This window comes from uncultured Clostridium sp., assembly GCF_937920395.1.
In the GTDB taxonomy this organism is placed as follows: domain Bacteria; phylum Bacillota; class Clostridia; order Clostridiales; family Clostridiaceae; genus Clostridium_AD.
This window is the reverse complement of record NZ_CALEVF010000031.1, coordinates 1-2,925: the sequence shown is the minus strand read 5'-3', so window position 1 is coordinate 2,925 and position 2,925 is coordinate 1. Positions and strand designations below refer to the sequence as shown.

General features: G+C 27.3%; 3 protein-coding genes and 1 pseudogene. 2 read left to right on the top strand and 2 right to left on the bottom strand.

Features of this window, described 5'->3' with window-relative positions; translation table 11 throughout:
• Positions 1-95: 95 nt before the first annotated feature.
• Positions 96-917 (bottom strand): polyprenyl synthetase family protein, encoded by an 822-nt coding sequence (locus Q0649_RS01830; protein WP_298836644.1) that lies wholly within the window; start codon positions 915-917, stop codon positions 96-98.
• 754 nt (positions 918-1,671) lie between these two features.
• Positions 1,672-2,091, bottom strand: coding sequence for a hypothetical protein (locus tag Q0649_RS01825; RefSeq protein WP_298836642.1), 420 nt, complete (start codon positions 2,089-2,091; stop codon positions 1,672-1,674).
• 293 nt (positions 2,092-2,384) lie between these two features.
• Between Q0649_RS01825 and Q0649_RS01820 the strand changes: the two genes are divergently transcribed.
• Both Q0649_RS01820 and Q0649_RS01815 read left to right on the top strand, forming a co-directional pair.
• Positions 2,385-2,516 carry a FeoB-associated Cys-rich membrane protein gene (locus Q0649_RS01820; protein WP_298836640.1) on the top strand — a complete coding sequence of 44 codons (132 nt, stop codon included), beginning with the start codon at positions 2,385-2,387 and terminating at the stop codon, positions 2,514-2,516.
• A gap of 267 nt (positions 2,517-2,783) precedes the next feature.
• Positions 2,784-2,925 (top strand): annotated as a pseudogene (locus Q0649_RS01815) (DNA-binding response regulator); the annotation flags it as partial.

Here is a 2,925-nt window from a genome sequence, read left to right as displayed (position 1 = left end):
TATATCCTAATTTTCCCAATTATTATTTTTTCATAAGTTAGTTAACACTATCAATTTAAATTTAGTGTGTTTATTTAGAAAGTTTAACATTTTGGTTATGAGGCGCTTGTTTTTGCATGAGAAAGACTAAGAATAAAATTAACAAGATTTATTAAACTAATTTTGTATGAAGAATCTTCAAAAGTATTAAGTGATGATATTGCTTTGTCTCCATATAATTTAGCATCGTCGACTGTTACATTTAGTCTGGCATCAATGTCTTTATCCATACAATCATCCATTATTTGGTATGCCATTCCTAAATTTAACCCATACTCTTCTAAGCTACAAATTTGATTCTTTGTTGCCCCAGCCAATTTAGCAGCAATTTTGCAACTAACTGACATAAATAATGCTGTTTTACCTTTAATAATATTTAAATAAATTTCACGAGTAGGTGAATCATTTTCTGCTTGAATTACTTCAGCGGCACACATGTATTCAGTTAACTCAACTATAATTTGCTCAAATTCTTTTGGTAGTGAATTTGCGAGGGTAGAGAATGCTAAAGAATAGACAACATCACCAGCGAGCACTGCTATTTTATTACCATAAATATCATTTAGAGTTTTTTGACCACGCCGAGCCATATCGTTATCAAGGACATCATCGTGTATTAAACTTGCACTGTGCATGAGTTCAAGGCCAGTTGCATACTTAATTAATTGATTATTAGTACTTTCTGAAAGATTATTGTTTACAATGCTGGACGAGAGTAAAGCTAAAGTAGGGCGAAGTCTTTTTCCTGGAATTTTAAAAAAATAGCCTATAATTTCTTGTAAATAATTGGTGCTTAAATTCCCACATACTCCCATTAACTCTTTTTCCATAAGATTTAGATCATCTTTTATTGGATAATAAATATCTTCAAATTTCAATTTTCATCACTACCTTTCTATATTCTAATAATTAAAAAATACATTAGTTTAAAGTACGAGCAGTTGAAATTGTTTTGCAAGTACAATAATGATTATAATAAAATGTTATGAAGATAATATGTAGAAGAGGATATATTATTAATGATTTTTTTTCTGTGACTGTAAAAAATAAGTGAAATGATAATTCAAAGATATTAAACCTTAACATAACTCAAGAGATGGAGTAGACGTTGCGGAAACTTTTATATTAATAGATATTAAAGAATTTACTAAAACAGTTGTTTCTTAAATTGAGAGTTTTATACTTCAAGGTATGAGTAGTTTAAGTACTATGTTTGGGGTGGTGCAAATGTCGACTAATATGACAAAAGGTGATATTAGGCAGTTAATAGAAAATTTGAAAAACATAGCAAAGTACTAAGAAGGCTACATTTACTTAAAGTATTTTAGAAGGAGTCTAGCCTTCGTTTTATAAAGTATACCTAATGAAAAAACACCTTTTTCACATAATTTAATATTTCTTATAATTATATAATTATATAATTTTATATTTATTTAAGAAGTCGCTTTTGGTATTTATATTTTTATTAATTTTTATATAAAAAAGACGTAAAATGGGATAGTCATTTTACGTCTTAATGTTGTTATTAAATTTACTATTTCAGTCTATTTTATTATTTTCTTTATTTATCCATAAAACATCTATCAAAGAAATAGTTTTAAGCACATCTTTTGACACGCCTAACTCAGGTAGCTATCCTAACGTTAAAAATCGAAGGCTTTTTCCATCTAAAAATTTACTTTGATCGTTCAAAGCCACAAAAACATCATACCCTAAACTTCTTCCAATCTCAGTTAGTAGAAATTGTGTTTTAAGGTGTTCGTTTTCATATATATCAGGAATTCTCACTTTAGGTTTCCAATAGAATGGATGAGCAGCCCCTTTGAATATTTGTTTTTGTTCTGTAATACATGATAATATGAATTCTAAGGGTGAACCCTTAAAATCATTTCCAAAATTTTCGTCTTTAATTGATTTAATTGCATCAATTATACCACGTCTAATTGAACGAAAAGCTTTCATTCTTGTGTTGTTATAAATAAACCAAGTGTTATATACAGATTCTGAATCAGTTTTAAATTGTAAAATGAGATTTTTTAAATCGAGGTCCATATTATATTTCTCCTTTAATAAGCTTAAATAACATATTATATATTATATTTACCTGTTTTAAAGTATTAGTGCAGAAGAATTAAAAAAATCATTCTACCATAATTAAGTATATACCAATTTAATGAAATCACATCGCAAAATATATGTAATAATCCAAAAACGATAATCTTCATAAAATCTACATAATAAATTGATATAGTATAAAAAAGAGCACTAATTACTTAGAAAACAAGTTTTTATAGAAAATTATGAATGTAGACTTAAATTATATTAAGAATAGGAGGACTAAGTTTATGTGGGTAGAGATATCGATAACTTTATTTATTATAGCTATAGCAGGACATATTATTTATCATAGTCTAAAGTCAAAAGGTTCAGGAGACTGTGGATGTGGAAATTGTTCCTCAAAGAAAAAAAGTAACTAACATTATATTTATAGTGAAGAACTTCAACTGATTTATATTGTGCAGGATTTATTCAACATGAACATGAATATGCTGATTTTGGTATAAGATTTGGAAGAACAACTTAGTAACAAATGAAAGTTGGAGTAAGTGTATCTAGAGATGATTATATAACGACGAGATGGTTAAAATAGACTGAATTAACTTATAATTGCGTAAAGCCTCTAACTAGTGCTAGTTAGAGGCTTTACGTAAATATACTAAAAATATTCAAATAAGGAGCAAAGCATGAAAAATATACTAATAATTGAAGATGAAGAAAAGGTAGTTCAAGTTATAAAAGCATACTTAGAAAAAAGTGGATATAGTGTTTATGTTGCATTAAATGGATTAACTGGTATTGAAATATTTAAAGAAAACAAACTTGATT